The 13,961-nt window shown below is 60.2% G+C and carries 16 protein-coding genes and 3 pseudogenes; 8 read left to right on the top strand and 11 right to left on the bottom strand.

Annotated features, from left to right (window positions below; translation table 11 throughout):
- The first annotated feature begins 17 nt into the window (after positions 1-17).
- From NKH60_RS02825 to NKH60_RS02815, 3 genes and pseudogenes are all read left to right on the top strand, one after another.
- On the top strand, positions 18-293 hold the full coding sequence (locus NKH60_RS02825) for a hypothetical protein (protein WP_352835350.1): 276 nt from the start codon (positions 18-20) through the stop codon (positions 291-293).
- Between the two features lie 276 nt (positions 294-569).
- Positions 570-1,079 (top strand): ferritin-like domain-containing protein, encoded by a 510-nt coding sequence (locus tag NKH60_RS02820; protein ID WP_352612666.1) that lies wholly within the window; start codon positions 570-572, stop codon positions 1,077-1,079.
- A gap of 555 nt (positions 1,080-1,634) precedes the next feature.
- Positions 1,635-2,021: pseudogene (locus tag NKH60_RS02815) on the top strand (hypothetical protein); the annotation flags it as partial.
- Between the two features lie 261 nt (positions 2,022-2,282).
- Here NKH60_RS02815 and NKH60_RS02810 read toward each other — a convergent pair.
- Positions 2,283-2,681, bottom strand: a complete 399-nt coding sequence (locus NKH60_RS02810; protein WP_352612663.1) for a hypothetical protein — start codon at positions 2,679-2,681, stop codon at positions 2,283-2,285.
- A 255-nt stretch (positions 2,682-2,936) separates the two neighbouring features.
- Here NKH60_RS02810 and NKH60_RS02805 point away from each other — a divergent pair, with 255 nt between their 5' ends.
- The gene (locus tag NKH60_RS02805; protein ID WP_352835352.1) at positions 2,937-4,523 is read left to right on the top strand and encodes a serine hydrolase; all 1,587 of its coding nucleotides are present in this window, start codon (positions 2,937-2,939) and stop codon (positions 4,521-4,523) included.
- 287 nt (positions 4,524-4,810) lie between these two features.
- On the opposite strand, the gene NKH60_RS02800 is transcribed toward NKH60_RS02805, so the two are convergent.
- The 9 genes and pseudogenes from NKH60_RS02800 to NKH60_RS02760 all read right to left on the bottom strand — a co-directional run bounded on the left by NKH60_RS02800 (position 4,811) and on the right by NKH60_RS02760 (position 9,754).
- Entirely contained in the window at positions 4,811-5,068 is a 258-nt protein-coding gene (locus tag NKH60_RS02800) for an RES domain-containing protein (RefSeq protein ID WP_352871066.1), read from the bottom strand.
- Between the two features lie 43 nt (positions 5,069-5,111).
- A pseudogene (locus NKH60_RS02795) lies at positions 5,112-5,420 on the bottom strand (RES family NAD+ phosphorylase); the annotation flags it as partial.
- The gene (locus NKH60_RS02790; RefSeq protein WP_352472974.1) at positions 5,421-6,104 is read right to left on the bottom strand and encodes an XRE family transcriptional regulator; all 684 of its coding nucleotides are present in this window, start codon (positions 6,102-6,104) and stop codon (positions 5,421-5,423) included.
- 65 nt (positions 6,105-6,169) lie between these two features.
- Positions 6,170-6,328, bottom strand: coding sequence for a hypothetical protein (locus NKH60_RS02785; protein WP_352871197.1), 159 nt, complete (start codon positions 6,326-6,328; stop codon positions 6,170-6,172).
- Positions 6,295-6,697: pseudogene (locus tag NKH60_RS02780) on the bottom strand (DUF1612 domain-containing protein). Before NKH60_RS02780 ends, NKH60_RS02785 begins: the two are co-directional and overlap by 34 nt.
- Positions 6,698-7,390: 693 nt before the next feature.
- Entirely contained in the window at positions 7,391-7,597 is a 207-nt protein-coding gene (locus tag NKH60_RS02775) for a hypothetical protein (RefSeq protein ID WP_352503486.1), read from the bottom strand.
- Positions 7,598-7,892: 295 nt separating this feature from the next.
- Positions 7,893-8,120 carry a hypothetical protein gene (locus NKH60_RS02770; protein ID WP_352871063.1) on the bottom strand — a complete coding sequence of 76 codons (228 nt, stop codon included), beginning with the start codon at positions 8,118-8,120 and terminating at the stop codon, positions 7,893-7,895.
- A gap of 178 nt (positions 8,121-8,298) precedes the next feature.
- On the bottom strand, positions 8,299-8,931 hold the full coding sequence (locus NKH60_RS02765; RefSeq protein WP_352503485.1) for an acyl-homoserine-lactone synthase: 633 nt from the start codon (positions 8,929-8,931) through the stop codon (positions 8,299-8,301).
- 73 nt (positions 8,932-9,004) lie between these two features.
- Entirely contained in the window at positions 9,005-9,754 is a 750-nt protein-coding gene (locus NKH60_RS02760; protein WP_352871061.1) for an autoinducer binding domain-containing protein, read from the bottom strand.
- Between the two features lie 130 nt (positions 9,755-9,884).
- Between NKH60_RS02760 and NKH60_RS02755 the strand changes: the two genes are divergently transcribed.
- Positions 9,885-10,100, top strand: a complete 216-nt coding sequence (locus tag NKH60_RS02755) for a helix-turn-helix domain-containing protein (protein WP_023679380.1) — start codon at positions 9,885-9,887, stop codon at positions 10,098-10,100.
- Positions 10,101-10,128: 28 nt separating this feature from the next.
- On the opposite strand, the gene NKH60_RS02750 is transcribed toward NKH60_RS02755, so the two are convergent.
- Positions 10,129-10,395: a helix-turn-helix domain-containing protein gene (locus NKH60_RS02750; protein ID WP_352472977.1), complete on the bottom strand. Its 267-nt coding sequence runs from the start codon at positions 10,393-10,395 to the stop codon at positions 10,129-10,131.
- A 140-nt stretch (positions 10,396-10,535) separates the two neighbouring features.
- Between NKH60_RS02750 and NKH60_RS02745 the strand changes: the two genes are divergently transcribed.
- From NKH60_RS02745 to NKH60_RS02735, 3 genes are read left to right on the top strand one after another with little or no spacing between them, the layout of a single operon-like run.
- On the top strand, positions 10,536-11,327 hold the full coding sequence (locus NKH60_RS02745) for an IclR family transcriptional regulator (protein ID WP_352871058.1): 792 nt from the start codon (positions 10,536-10,538) through the stop codon (positions 11,325-11,327).
- Positions 11,317-12,510, top strand: a complete 1,194-nt coding sequence (locus NKH60_RS02740) for a M24 family metallopeptidase (RefSeq protein ID WP_352871056.1) — start codon at positions 11,317-11,319, stop codon at positions 12,508-12,510. The genes NKH60_RS02745 and NKH60_RS02740 overlap by 11 nt, the downstream gene beginning before the upstream one ends.
- On the top strand, positions 12,507-13,799 hold the full coding sequence (locus tag NKH60_RS02735) for a threonine synthase (protein WP_352871054.1): 1,293 nt from the start codon (positions 12,507-12,509) through the stop codon (positions 13,797-13,799). Before NKH60_RS02740 ends, NKH60_RS02735 begins: the two co-directional genes overlap by 4 nt.
- The last annotated feature ends 162 nt before the right edge of the window (positions 13,800-13,961 follow it).

The raw sequence follows: 13,961 nt of genomic DNA, 5'->3' as shown, positions 1-13,961 counted from the left end.
ATGCTCGGAGACCACGCATGGCTATCGCGCGGGAGACAGGTGACTCCCCGTTTCAAGGCTTCGAGATGATACGAGCACCGAAAAGTCAGTTCCTTAGACCAAAAGATCGGGCGATCTGCCAGCGGGTGGTCGACCAGGTAACCGCCGATGCCAAATGGTACAGCACCCCGATGGACGGTCAGATTCTGGCCTCGACCACGCTGAATCTCTTTCAATCAGGGGTCGTAAACGAAACGAATTTGCTGGCACATGTTCGCGCGCGGCGCCACGACTTCACTAAACTGACAGGCTAGATCCTTCGCCCTCCCAGTGCCAGTTGGACTTTGTAATGGAACGCGCAGCAGCGAGCACGTGTGGTTGATCGGCGCGTCTCGCGTCCATGGCCCGTTTTCCTGGCGCCGATCTTCCGCGATCTTGGCCCTCACCCGCATTGCTGGGGATTTCGTGAGGTGAATTGAGATCCGCCGACGGCGCCGATCCTCTGGAAGGATCAAGCCTGTTCCGCGGCTTTGCTCCGGAACAATGTCTTCTTCTGAAAGTTTTTCCTTAAATAGCAAAGGAGATTCGAAATGTCAGAAAGCCGGGAATGGTTTGTCCAATGGCTTAGAGACGCTCATGCCATGGAAGAGCAGGCAGAAACGATGTTGAACGGGCAGTTGAGCCGTATCGAGAATTATCCCGAACTGAGCGACCGGATCCGACAGCACCTCGACGAGACCAAGCAGCAGGCTGCCCGGCTGAAGACTTGTCTAGATCAGATGGACGAGGGTTCATCCATGATGAAGGATGCTGGCGGTAAGCTGACGGCGATGGCGCAATCGCTGAGCGGCGTCTTCGCTGGAGACGAGGTGATGAAAGGATCGCTCGCGAGCTACACGTTCGAGCACATGGAAATCGCCTCCTACACGATCCTGATTGCCGCCGCTCGATCGCTCGGCGAAACCGAGGTTCTTCGGGCTTGCGAAGAGAACCTGCAAGAGGAAGTCGCGATGGCGGATTGGCTGAAATCCCGTCTTCCCTCCACGACCGAGCAGTTCCTTGTGCGGGCCGAAGCCGACAGTGACAGCGCCAAGCGGTGAGCGGGTGGGACGCAGTCATCGTGAACTGGGTGATGGGGGATTCGTCCGCCAGCGCGTCCCCTTCGTGAAGGCTGGACGACGAACACGCCTGGCTGGCAGGCGGTTGTCGAGTTGCGCATTTCCAGAAATTGCTACGACGAGTGATGCTAACATTGCGGCGTCGTGACTTTTGAGTTGAAGCGTTCGTCTGCGCAAGCCTGGTCGAATACGCATTGGCAATAGCCAAGATCGGAAGGGCTAGTGCAGCGCTCGGCGAGATCAAGCTTGAGGGGGCGTGTTAAAACGTTCGAAACGAGGTCGCGATAGTGGAATGCCCGAGAACACTCCTCCCTGATCACTGAGCAGTGCGTGCGCAGGCACCGGCAGCGCCAAGCCGGATGGAAGAAAGTTCGTCCCGACAGCGGCAGGGCGCACCAGCGACGGGGAGAGGTTTCTGTCAGCGTTCCAGTCAGCCCAGCCCAACGAGGGAACTTACATGGCGCGACGCGGCGTATCTGATGCCTCCGACGGGGCGTTCGGCGGCAATTCATGCATTCATGATGCTCAAATCTCGCGTGGAAGCTTGCCATGGTCATGCGTCGAGAAGCGGGCTCTGCCCTGCCTGACAGCTACGACACCGAGCGTCGGCCCCTTATTCACGGCACCCTCGCACAAGCACTCGCGCGGCTTCAGAAATGGTTCAAGGATCCGGCAAAAAGCCTGCCTCCGCAGGTCGATCTGGTCGAGGGATTGCGAGGCCGTCAGGTAGCGCTGGCCCAACACAACGCCTTCCGCAGTCATCGTGAACACCGCAGCCGGGGCGTTGGCGCTGGCCTCGCTTGTTGCGCAGGTTTCGCCATCCACCCGCACCTCGAACACCCGTCCGTGCACCCCAAACTCAAATGTCTCGCCCAGCCGTGCCCGTTCGGGCCGGAACCGTGGAAGTCCATTATGCCGACCTGACCTTGCCTTTCACGAGGCGGTCACCGCGCGGCGTCTTTTGGCGAAAGGCGTCGCGAAGTTGATACTCGCAAAATCGTCTAAATCGCGCTCGCGAACTGGTCGATGCAGCGACTAGACGACGGCAGCTGCCGCCGTAGAAATGCGAGCAGTTTCAAATCGAAGGGTGGCCGATGGCGCTTGCTCCGCGGTGTCGACTCCATCAGGCTTTCAAGCTAGCGATCCTGGCGGAGTCTGCCTTCGAAACATCCGGCAATCTGGCGTTCACTTGACGCCAAGGGCGTCCTTGAGTTCTGCCAATTTTTTCATGCAGCCTTGCTCGTCGCCAGCTTGGGACATCTTGTGAGCTTCCGCCATTAGCTGGCTAGGATGTTCGGCATTCTGGGCGCTACGGTTGCCAGTCACTTGCTCCTGATGAGGTGTGGTTGGCTTCACATTTCCCGCCGTTGATCCGGTGATTTCAGGATTACCCCCCTGCTGCTTGCCGGCCATGACCTCCTCTTGGTGCTTCGTCGCCGGGATGCCTGATTTATTTGGGCTCGCGCCCGTTTCGGCGGTGATGACGTTCGGCTCAAGCACTTTCAACTCTTGGCCGCAGTCGGCAAAGCCTGGCGACGCGAAAGCAAGGACGAGCGCCGACGCGCTTACTATTCGTATAAACATGTGAACCTCCGATAGGCTTTTCCGTATGTCGAGGAAACGGCCACATATCCAAAGAGTTCCTGGTGGGGCCGGTCCATAACAAGGTAATGAGGATATATTCCATCGACCCTGACAGTGATCCCACAGGTGCTTTCGCATGTCGCCCTGAAGCCGCCCAGCACGGAGGATAAACATATCATTGGAAAATACCGCAACCATCTTTCATCTTGCCGCGTATGGTCCGATCATCTGCCGGTGCAAGTTTGAGGACATGCAATGAAGAAGGTCGCTGCTCTCCTGGTATTTTCCCTCGTAGCCATGCTGCCCGCCATGGCAGCCGCGCAGTCCTACGTGCCGGAGCTTGGGCCATCGCCGCCGCAGGATGCTATGCAGCTGTATCCCGGCGGTGTCGAGAAGGCGCTGGCCGCGCTGCCGGACATCGTCAAGAAAGTCAAGGAAGCATCCGACGTTCCCGGCTTCGCCGTGGCGGTGGTGCATGGCGGCAAAATGATCTTTGACGAGGGGTATGGCCTTCGCGACAACCGGGACGACACTTCTAAGGTCAGCAGCACCACCATTTTCCAGGTCGCCTCGGTGTCGAAGTCGATCTCGGCCACGGTGGCCGCGATCGCCATGACGGAGGACCACAGCTTCGACTGGGATACCCCGGTCGGCAAGGTCTGGGACGGCTTTCGCCTCAATCTCGACTATGTCTCGGGCAACGCCACCATCGGCGATTTCTTCGCTCATCGCTCGGGGCTGCCGATGGCGGCGGGCGACGAACTCGAGGATCTCGGCTTCCAGCGCAAGCAGATCGTCGGGAGCCTGTGGATGGTGCCGCTCGATCCCTTCCGCATCTCCTATCACTACGCCAATTTCGGCACGACGATCGGCGCCGAGGCAGTGGCCCACGCCGAGAAACAGCCTTGGGAGCCGCTGGCCAAGAGCCTGTTGTTCGATCCGCTCGGCATGCGCTCGAGCAGCTATCGGCACGAGGACTTCATTGCCGCCGGCAAGAACCGCGCCCTGCTGCATGCGCGCGTGGCGGAGAATGTGTTCGAGCCGCTCTATGATCGCGACCCCGACCAGCAGGCGCCGGCGGGCGGCGTCTCCTCCAGCGCCCAGGATCTTGCCAAGTGGATGATCCTGCTGCTTGGCGACGGCACCTATAGCGGCCAGCCCATGATCGACCCCAAGATCCTGCAGCCCGCCATCACACCGCAGAGCGTGACCTACCGCGGCGAGACGCCCGATACGCGGGCCAGCTCCTATGGCTATGGCTTCAATGTGGGGGTGAACGCCAATGGGCGCACCACCATGGGCCATTCCGGCGCCTTCCTGCTCGGCGCCGGCACCACCTTCCAGATCTTGCCCTCGGCCGATGTCGGCATCGTCGTGCTCACCAACGGCTCCCCCGTCGGCGCCGCCGAGGCGGTCGCCGCCAGCTTCATGGACATCGTGCAATATGGCCAGGTCACCCGCGACTGGTATCCCTACATCAAGCCGCGGTTCCTGGGCTACTACAAGCCGGTGGGCGACCTCGCCGGCAAGGACAGGCCGACGAACCCCGCCAAGGCGCGCAGTCCATCCTTCTACGAGGGCCAATATACGAGCAACTATTTCGACACCGCCACCGTGCGGGCCGATGGCGACAAGCTGATGCTCGAACTCGGCCCCAAGCCCATGCAGTTCACGCTCGAGCACTGGGACGGCGACACCTACGCCCTCACGCCCCGCGGAGAAAACGCGCCGACCGGCTCGCTGTCATCGGTGAAGTTCGTTGGTTCCCCCGGCGGCATTCGCGCGCGGGTGATGACGGTGGACTATCTCAATGAGAACGGGTTGGGGCATTTTCAGAGGTAGGGGTGGGGCGTCGGGTGCTCCATGCACCCTATGCCGTCGAAATGGCGAACCGGCCGTCTGCAAGGTGATGCCAGAGATGCGGATTTGTGTGACGGTTCGCTTCCGGGCGTGGAAATCAGGAAGCCGGCATTTGCTCGGGAGCTTCCGACAAGCTACGTCGGCTTTGGCCAGCCGCTGATCCGAAGCAGACCGACGGCTCCCGGCCGGTCGTTCCGTTGCTCCGGCTTAGTGGACGCTTCTGGCGCTACAGCCATCTTCGCCAAGCGATACGGATACGAGCTGCATCTTCACACCAACCCCACCCTGAAATCCTCCAGAACCTGAGCCAGCCCTCGCGCGCCGAGAAGTGTCACAACATGCTTCGCCTGAAGCTTCGGTACCGCGCGATCGTAAATGACAAGGCTGGTCGCCTCGTTGAGGCGCGAGGGATAAATGATCCCGTCGGGCTGAGATGGGTGCTCGTGAAACGCCAGTGACCACCGGCGTGCCAGGTTCTGGCGCTGTGCGCGAACGACATCGGTCGGCACGCCCATTCGAATGGGCATTGTCGCCTCTGAGATCGACCAGGCGCAGGTCCGCGTTGGTCGTGATCTGCGCATAGCGCCGTCGGGTCAGTTCCACCTCCTCTATTGGAAGATCGTCAAGGATTGCTTCGCGGCGGTCGCGGAGCACGGTCTCGAGGAAGCACACCTTCAGGAAGTCACCGAGGTAAAGAGCGCCAAACCGGTTGGCGTCAAGACGGCGTCGAGGATCGCTGAAGCGGCTCGGCGACTTCCCGTACCCCAATGGATCAGGATAGGTGCTCCAGTAGATCCGACCGAACGTCCGACCGCGCGGTATGGTCTCGATTTCGAGCTTTGCGCGCCCGAAATCGGCTGGAGGTGGAACGCCGGGCATTCAGTCGAAATCGCCCCTGGCCATGCCTTCCGCCGCGGCCAAAACCGAGGCGTCATCGCCTTGCTGAAGGGCTCGAAGGCCGGTCCGGCCATCGAGGGCGCCATGGCGCGACACCAGAAACCGGTAGACGGCCCAGGCACTGTTGCCCAACATGGCATGCAGCGCCTGCAATGCCCCGAACGGACGACCGTCCTTGTCGAGTTGCCAGACAGGAAAGCGGAAGCCGCGTTTGGCGCCATCGATGCCGAGCACCTGCCCACTCTGCCGCCTGGCGTTGACTGTCACGCGCGAGGTGCCAAGCAACTTGGCGAAGGCTTCAGCGCTCAGCATCTCCTCGCCGGCGACAATTTCGGCGACACGCTTGTGGCCACGCGCGCGCGCTCCGGCAAGAGCCGCCTCGAGTTCGGCATCGGGCTTGCCTGTATCCTCGAGGGGAAACACATCCGAAGCGATCGGTTGCTCTTCGACCGGCGTGATCGTCTGCGCATCAGCCGCCGGATCGACCTCTACCCGGAACGATACGCGGTGGCCGATCTTGCGGCTGCGTGCGATCGCTTCCTGATAGCGTTCGAGCAATACCTTCTTGAAGTCTGCCTGTGCCGGCAGCTTTGTGGTGAAGCTCAGGGCGGCGACTCCCGCATGCGATGCGGTCCCGCTATGATTGATGCGTTTTGGAGCGGCCATGATGAGAACCTCCTGCTGTCACCAATATGGTTACAGAGCGCAGGTTCGTCGATAATTTCGTAAAATCATGGAAGCGGACTAAACAATCCCCCAGGCGCGAAACCTTCCCCCTCCCTATGATCTCGCGCTGCCCAAGCTCGCCGACCAGATTGAGCGCCCCCTGTTTTTGTCACCTTTAGCCGCTCCTGGATCATGCCTCCCGAGACAAGTGGCCGCGACAGCACGAGTTCGACCACGTCGGACAGTTTGGAGCTGGCGCGGCGGTCGCGGAGTTTCGCTCCATCTGGCTTTTCGCCATCACCAGCCGGTCGTGCTCCTTCAGCCCCACGAGTGCGGCGTCATGGATCGCATCGAGGGAGGCCAGCAACCGGTCACTGCGTTGTGTGCTCGCCGACTCTCGCGCGGAATGTTTTGGCACCGAGGTGCCGGCAGGCGAGATGGTTGGCGGCAAGACCTTCCTGCCACAGCAGCGCGGCAATCAGCAGTGGCCCAAGCCATGCGGCATGCTGCAGCACCTCGATGTTGTCGGACCAGGCCTTAAGCAGGATTGCACCGCGCAGAACGATGGGCTGATCGCTCGCCCCGGCAATCACGGCCTGCCATTCGGCCAGCCGTTCTTCTTTATTCCAGTCGAGATCGTAGATCAGGCCGTTTTGCGGCTCCGGCCGGTCACGTCGACCAGGCACGTCTGCGCCGCTGAGGACCTTTGATGAGCGTGCCAAGACAGCATCGATCTCGGCAAACTCCTCAGAGGCTGTTTCGAAATTCGCTCCGGCGAGTCATATGGTGGTGGTTTCGAGAACCGGACGCAGCGGACATTTGGGTCCGTGAGCACCGGAAGCGCAGAAAACCCCATCAGATGGCCGTCAGAGTAGAATTTCCAAACGGTCTCTCAGCCAGAAGCTCGTCCTCAATATCGTCCCGAACATCGGCTTCAACTACGCTGTTTCCAGCCCCCCGCCTTCCCGGCTTTTTTTTGTTCCGCCGCCGGCAGGGCGCCACCCCTGGGCCGGCCAGCGCCAAAAAACCGTCGCGGCTGAGCGCCCAGTCCGGTCGGTGACGTGGTTGCGATCCCGGCCGCGGTACGGAGGGGGGTCACCGACGACCGTATCAGCGATACACGCACTTCCTTAGCAGGCGGCCCAGCAGCTTGGGTTAGGGGGCCGCTGAGCCTGACCAGCGAGCCTTCGGGAATGCCCGACTGGCTGGTTAGTACATTAGACAAATATAATGTAATCGAACAATGTGAACGAAGTACTCGGCGGTGAGAAATTGACTGGCACGATTCACTTACCGCGCGCTTTTGCCTTGGGTTCTGGCGAGCTTTCGGACGGGTTTGCAGCCAATTTTGCAGATCGCCGATCTGTTACCCACAGGGCCTTTTTCCTCGCCACCAAATCGTCACGATCGCCCTCAGGGGTCGCTCGGCTATGCATGGCAGCTATGGCGAAGTCGGCTCTGTTGGTTCGATAGTCTTCTTTTTGGACAGTCATCGTTTTCTCCCAGTTTCATAGCCCCTCTTTTGCCCTTGCGGGGAGATTAACTGCCTGTGCACTATGCGAGTCAATCGATGGAACGATCACTCCGCAGTCGCGAGGGCGGGAAGCAAGCCGACAATTTTAACGTTGGAGCGGCTTACAGAGTGCCGGCAACACAGCCGCCCTTTCGTCGGGCTGCGTTGATCGCGTCCATGTTGCCCTTCAGCTCGCCGATCTTGGCTTCACCTGCCTTGCTGTCTGTGTTGTCCATCATGGCGATCGAGCACTGCCGCACCGCGACCCTTGGCGGTCACGTGGAGGCCTGCGAGGATGCGGCCAGTGGGTCCCAAGCCAGTCCGCACGATAACAGCGACGTATCGGGAAATTTGGCCAGGCCCTCAAGAATTGTGTCCGTCGCCTTCACCAGGCTCTCGGGCGTGAACTGCCCAAAAAAAGGAATTGGATCGAAGGAGAAGTCGTACTCTCCAAGATCCGGTGTGTCCTTTTCCCCGACCTTCTTCTTCGATTTCGATGCCAAGGCTGGTACCGCTTGCCCCGCCTCAGCGCGCGCCCGTCTTGGACACCTCCGCCTTTGAATGGCTGTTATGGCGCGAGGCAGACAGCCGATTTGCACGCGATAGTACATCGCCGCCCTCTGCGAGTGCCAGGCAGCATGTTCGTTCGAGGCGTGACGCCCAAAAGCGGACGGCCCGCGGTCAGGCCAGCCGCTTGAATGGCGTTTCGGCCCAAAGCACAGGCTCGGTTATGCGGTAGAATTGTCGCGTCGCGATCAAGGCTGACGGGCTGACATCAACCATCAGACCGATGATCGTCATATCACCATGTGCGAGCGCAGGCCCAAGCTGCTTCGGATTCCAGCCAATCGATGCGAGGCGGTCGAACCAGTACTCCTCGCACACGATTGTCAGATTGCTGATATGTCGCTGGATACAGAATTCCAAAATTCCGCAGTAGATCACGCCGGCTGCTTGGCAAGGTCGGCCGGGCTCACGAAGATCCCGCGCCACGAAGAATCTTGTCCATTCAAAGATATTGGGTCGGCGCGGAACGCCGCCCTCGGCGAGTTGCGGAAAGGTTTCGCTCATCAGATGGGGCCGAAGGCTCGGCACGAAACGGGATCCGGCAACGACGCCTCTTCCTGGCTGGATGCCGAGCAGATGAATCGCTTCTGGAGTATCAAACGCGTCGATCTCGCGACCGTCGGGGCGTCTCAGGTCCTGCCATCCACGTTCATCGACATAGATTTCATGCCGCAGGCGGAAGTAGCTGTCGAGATCCCCTCGATAGGCAAAGCTGTTTGACGCGTCGACGACATGGACCTGAATCATTGCGGTTCCTCGAGATGGAACCCCATCCGACCACGCGACGTTTGCCCGGGAAATACCCAGATCTGGGGATGGATCAAAGTTCGATTTCGTGCCTGCGAAAAGCCTCGACGATCGCGTGCACAACGTTGGCGGTGCAGAGCTTCTGCTTGATGTTGCGCAGGTGGGTCGTCACAGTGTTTTCCGAGATGCCAATTATTCGGGAAACCTCCCACGCGGTCTTTCCTCCCGCGACCCACTGCAGGATTTCACGCTCTCGTTGGGAAAGCTTTTGTCTCGGCCGCCTGCGCGAGTTATCAACGAGGCGTTCGGCAGCCGAATAGGCATGGCGCGCAAGGGCATGAATGGTGCAGCGCACCGTCGGCGCCAAATCAATTTCATTTCCGGCAACCGTTACACAGGCCGGATCGCCAAACGCGGGCTGGATCGGGATACAGATCCCGTCGCAAAGCCCAAACTCTTTCGCTTCATCCATCACCCTCCTGGCATTTCGGTCCGTCAAGCCATGATGGACGTCCCGCCAGAGGAAGGGCCCGATCGCACCACGGCACACAGCAACACAAGGGTCATGGCGATAGTGTCCGGCAGCCATATAGCGGTCGTACCATTCCTGCGGCCAACCGTTGACAAGGATGTGTCCATCCAGTGATCCGGTGTCCTGGCGTGGCAATTCGGTGACGAGACAGGCTGCGTAGCCGTGACATTCGATGCTCTTGCGCAGTTGCCGAATGATCTCGGGGGCGCTGGTTGCACGGTCAATCTGCGCGGTTGCTTCAAAGATTTGTATTAGCTGGTCCTGTAAGACGCCCCCGTGAACCGCCGCCATTGTAGGCCCCTTCAATGTACTGAGACAAAGAAAACAAAATAAATAACTTAGGTCCGACCGCAACGTCCGTCATGACTTTTGACTACTATAGTAGGTGGCACTAAAGGGCGCGTTCTGACTGCCTCGCCGCATGAGGCTGAGGTCTGTTTTTGCTCGCAATCTGAGGTTGCTTCGCCAGGGCACCGGCCTGTCGCAGGAGCAGCTCGCGGACCTTGCCGGCCTCGACCGCAACTATGTCGGCAAGCTCGAGCGGGAGGAAAACTCACCGACCGTCGACACGCTGGAGGTATTGGCGTTGGCATTGCAAGTTGACGTGGAGCAGCTCATCCGTCGAAACTCGCCGTGATGCACTGGTCAGCAGGCCGCCGAGAGCATCAGGATTTTCCCTTGCGCCGCTCACGCGGCGCCACAGCACAATCACCAGCTGGGGCTCGGGCGTTTTTGCCGGGCCGTTTCGTCAGCTCCTCGATGTCGACGCTCAATGCGGTGGCAAGCTTTGCGAGCGACAGGAGTGTGGGATTGCGACGGCCGGCCTCGAGACCACTCAGATAGGCGCGCGTGAATCCTGAACGGAACGACAGTTCCTCTTGAGAGAGGGCCTGTGCGCGCCGAATCCTCTGTACGTTGAGGCCGACAACCAACCGTAGGTCCATGACGGCATGGTCGTCGCTGGGCACACTTTAGGACGACACACTATAATGAACATTCGTCATTGACAGGCGCGGCCATTGCTGCTTTTCTCATCATATTAAGGAACGCCATTCCGAAATAAGGAACGCCAGTGACAGGAAATCTTTCGTTGGAACGTGGGCTTGCGGTTCTCAATGTCCTCAAGGAAGCGGACGAAGCAGTCGGGGTGCGCGAACTCGCCCGCCGGCTTGAGCAGAGTGCTCCCGCCGTGCAGCGAATTCTGAATACCCTGGCAGAGCAGGGCTATGTCGAGCAGTCGCCAGACTCGCGGCGCTACCGGCTGGGTCACTCCGTGCTGGCGCTGGCGCGGAAGGTCCTGGGCAGAGATCGCCTGGTTGGTTTGGCTGAAATCGAACTGCAGGCGCTGGCCGCCGAAGGGTGCTTCAACGCATTCCTCGGTATCAGGCGGGGCAGCTGCGGAATTTATCTCCTGACCGTGCAAAGCAAGAGTCCGGTCGTCATTCGTTCTTCACCTGGCGAGACCTTCCCCTTGCATTCCACCGCGTTGGGCAAGGCGCTCCTGATGGAGCTGAGCGGCGAGGCGGTCATTGCGATTCTTGGACGAGGTCCACTGGAGCAGGTTGCCGTACGCACAGTCACCGATCCGCACAAGCTCGTTGCTCAAATCAGAGCGTCCGAGCCCATTGGTTACACAACATCCCTGGACGAGAACTTTACCGGGCTGATTGCGGTCGGCGCACCGCTTCGCGATGCATCAGGCACAATCATCGCGGCTATAAGTGCGGCCTACCCCCGGTCAGTGGGACCGCATGTGGAGATCGCTGAGATTGGAGAGGCAGTAATCGCGGCTGCGGCGCGCATTTCCAACGGCCTCGGCTTTCTGGAAGCAAAACAGTCTCGGGATTCCCATCATGCTGCTTAACGAAGCGCGCCTCAAACAATGCATGACGGCAGCCGGGCTTGACGCAATTATAGCGACTGCCCCGGAAAACGTGACCTATATGAGCGGCTTCTGGGCTCTGCCGCAATGGATCCGTCGCGGCCCGCAGGCTTATGTGGTGTGGCCGGCTCCTGACAAGGGCACGCCTGAAATCATCGCCAGCTCCAGCACCCTCGACCTCGTTGCCGATCAGGAACTGTGGGTAAGGAAGGTTCGGCGCTATGGCGATTTTTATGCCGATGTCGGTTCCTCGACCGCCGTGGACCTCGCCAATGAACGGCACCTCCAGCTTCGTGACCTGCCGAGGCATGGCGATGCCATCGCGGCTTTGGTCGCCTCATTGGAAGAGGCCCAGCTCGGCCGTGGGCGGATCGGCATAGACGAGGCGGGGCTCGCGCCAGGATACCAGGAAACCCTTAGAGCCCATTTTCCCAATGCATCGTTCCTACCAGCCACCGCGTTGCTTCGCGAGGTTCGTGCCGTAAAAACGGCAGATGAAATCGAACGGCTCGGCCAAGTTGCCAAGATTGCCGAACGCTCCATTCAAGCAGCACTCGGCGTTGCTCAGGAAGGCGCCACCGAAGCAGATCTGGCGCGCGCTTTTCATGTCAGGACGGTCGAGGAAGGCGCCCTGCCCGTACTGGGATGCATCGGCTTTGGCGAGCGCAGCGCGCTCATGAACGTCCAGCCGTCTGACCGCAGGTTGCGCGCTGGAGAAATCATCCGCTTCGACGTCGGTGGCCGGTTTCGGCACTACCGCGCCGACATTGCCCGCATCGCCACGCTGGGCGAGCCGCCGCCGCAGGCGCATCGACTTCAGCAGGCGCTGCTGCGCGGCGTTCAGCATGCCTGCGACATTATCCGTCCGGGCATGGCAGCAGCACAGCTCTTCGAGACGGTCGTGCGTGTGGTGAGGCGCCAAGGAATTGCCCACTACGAGCGCGATCACGTCGGACATGGCATCGGCCTTGATGGTTATGATGCGCCGACGCTCTCGGCGCGCAGTAAAGACATCCTTGAAGAAGGAATGGTGCTGTGCGTGGAGACCCCCTACTACGAAATCGGCCGCTGGGGACTCCAGGTGGAGGACATGGTGGTTGTTCGCCAGCGCGGAGTGGAGCGGCTGACGCAGACGCACGATGCAATCACCCGGGTGCCGTTATGAGCCGCGCGGCAGGGTTTTCCTGTATTCGATGCGGCGCCTCGTTCCGGATCGACACCAAAATCGACTCGCGCGGCTGCCCGAAATGCTGTGCCGAAGCACCGGCCAATCTTAAGGTCGTCTACGATCCATCCGGAGCTACATCGGCCGCTTCCGCAGCGGGTGCCGCCCTGCCCTCGCTCTGGCGCTATGCCGACATGCTTCCTTGTGGACTCAGCGATGCAATCTCCTTGGGCGAGGGCCTGACGCCGTTGCTGAGCGCCGAGAAGCTGGGAAAGCAGCTCGGCGTCCCCAAGCTGCTTATCAAGGACGAGGGCGCAAACCCTACCTGGTCCCACAAGGACCGCTTCTCGACGGTGGCGGTGTCGATGGCACGTTTGAGTGGCGCACGCGTGGTGGCGACTGCTTCGTCGGGGAACGCCGGGGCCTCACTTGCCGCCTATGCTGCACGGGCGGGCCTGAAATGCGTCGTTGTCACATTCTCAGGCACCGCCGGCGCAATGTTGGCGCAGATCCGCAAATACGGCGCAAGCGTCGTATCCCTGGCCGACAAGTCCCATCGCTGGCCACTGCTTGCCGCTGGTACCGAGCGCCTCGGATGGTTTGCAACGTCACCGTTTCACAGCCCCGTGGTGGGCAGTCATCCTGTCGGGATCGAGGGCTACAAGACCCTGGCTTACGAAATCGTCGAACAAATGCACGGTGCAGTGCCGGACTGGTGCGCCTTGCCTGTTTGCTACGGGGACGCGCTTGCCGGCCTGTGGGCCGGATTCAAGGATCTTCTCAGCCAAGGCAAGATCGAGCGGTTGCCGAGACTCGTGGCGGCGGAAGTGCATGGATCTTTGGCCAGAGCCCTTGCCGGCAAGGGAGATCTGGTTGCCGAAGTCCCCGCAAGCTTCGACACGCTTGCCATCTCGATCGGCACCACACGAAGCACGTTTCAGGCGCTCAACGCCCTGCGTGAATCTGGCGGCACGGCAATGCCGGTCGGCAATATCGGCTTGATAGCGATGCAGCAGCAGCTTGCGGCCACCGAGGGTGTTTTTGCCGAGCTTGCCTCGGTGACGCCATTTGCAGCTATCGAATCCCTGAGGCGAGAAGGCACCATCGCGCGGTCGGACAGCGTCGTTGCCATCGTGACAGCGAGCGGCCTCAAGGATTTGGATCGTTCGACCGGTCCGAACAAAGCACAACCATCGTTTCAGTCAGTTGCCGAAGCGTGGGAATACGTTGCCGAGGGTCGTGACTATTTCACGCCCTCACTTGAACGGCGCGCGACCAAGATGTCCTGAAGAGAAGATAGAGGCGATCATGAACGGATGCGATTTTTTCTGATCGATTGATGATCTCGTCCACCATTGGACGGTATTGCGACTTCCTAAAAGCTATCCAGGAGAGGCAAATTCAACTCGCTTAGCGAGCGGAATCTCGATTCAAACATGATGTAAGGGGAA

Source organism: Mesorhizobium sp. M1006 (genome assembly GCF_040318825.1).
Taxonomy (GTDB): Bacteria; Pseudomonadota; Alphaproteobacteria; order Rhizobiales; family Rhizobiaceae; genus Mesorhizobium.
The sequence above is the reverse complement of the archived record's forward strand: the minus strand, read 5'-3'. Positions and strand labels throughout refer to the sequence as shown.

Bases quoted from the DNA above. Each gene is read 5' to 3' on its own strand.
- NKH60_RS02820 (WP_352612666.1), top strand. From the start codon at position 570: ATGTCAGAAAGCCGGGAATGGTTTGTCCAATGGCTTAGAGACGCTCAT.
- NKH60_RS02735 (WP_352871054.1), top strand. From the start codon at position 12,507: ATGAGCCGCGCGGCAGGGTTTTCCTGTATTCGATGCGGCGCCTCGTTC.
- NKH60_RS02775 (WP_352503486.1), bottom strand. From the start codon at position 7,597: ATGACTGTCCAAAAAGAAGACTATCGAACCAACAGAGCCGACTTCGCC.
- NKH60_RS02810 (WP_352612663.1), bottom strand. From the start codon at position 2,681: ATGTTTATACGAATAGTAAGCGCGTCGGCGCTCGTCCTTGCTTTCGCG.
- NKH60_RS02740 (WP_352871056.1), top strand. From the start codon at position 11,317: ATGCTGCTTAACGAAGCGCGCCTCAAACAATGCATGACGGCAGCCGGG.
- NKH60_RS02760 (WP_352871061.1), bottom strand. From the start codon at position 9,754: ATGGCGGCGGTTCACGGGGGCGTCTTACAGGACCAGCTAATACAAATC.
- NKH60_RS02800 (WP_352871066.1), bottom strand. From the start codon at position 5,068: ATGCCCATTCGAATGGGCGTGCCGACCGATGTCGTTCGCGCACAGCGC.
- NKH60_RS02765 (WP_352503485.1), bottom strand. From the start codon at position 8,931: ATGATTCAGGTCCATGTCGTCGACGCGTCAAACAGCTTTGCCTATCGA.
- NKH60_RS02790 (WP_352472974.1), bottom strand. From the start codon at position 6,104: ATGGCCGCTCCAAAACGCATCAATCATAGCGGGACCGCATCGCATGCG.
- NKH60_RS02755 (WP_023679380.1), top strand. From the start codon at position 9,885: ATGAGGCTGAGGTCTGTTTTTGCTCGCAATCTGAGGTTGCTTCGCCAG.
- NKH60_RS02805 (WP_352835352.1), top strand. From the start codon at position 2,937: ATGAAGAAGGTCGCTGCTCTCCTGGTATTTTCCCTCGTAGCCATGCTG.
- NKH60_RS02825 (WP_352835350.1), top strand. From the start codon at position 18: ATGGCTATCGCGCGGGAGACAGGTGACTCCCCGTTTCAAGGCTTCGAG.